A 264-nucleotide genomic window follows, 5' to 3' on the forward strand; every position below is an offset into this window, starting at 1 on the left:
GTTGCCGACGGCCGTAATGAGCTTGGTGTAGTACTCGCCCCATACGAGCTTCGTGTTTTTCACTTGAATGTCCGGATGCGTCTTGTTGAACTCGTCGACCAGCGCCTGCATGTTCGCGCCGTCGCCGCCGTCGAACAGCGTCCAGAAGCTGAGATTGACCTTTTCGCCGCTGCCGCCGTTATCGGCGGGTGCAGCGCTTTCAGAAGCCGCGGCCGAAGAGGCCGGCGCGGAAGATGCGGGCGCCGACGAATCGGCCGGAGACGC

The 264-nt window shown here is 62.9% G+C and carries 1 protein-coding gene; it reads right to left on the reverse strand.

Annotated features, from left to right (window positions below; genetic code table 11):
* Positions 1-264 (reverse strand): extracellular solute-binding protein (locus NLU14_RS22105; protein ID WP_275710656.1); only part of this gene is annotated, 264 nt, incomplete at both ends.

Origin of the sequence: Marinobacter iranensis, from assembly GCF_029207565.1 — a bacterium.
In the GTDB taxonomy this organism is placed as follows: domain Bacteria; phylum Pseudomonadota; class Gammaproteobacteria; order Pseudomonadales; family Oleiphilaceae; genus Marinobacter; species Marinobacter iranensis.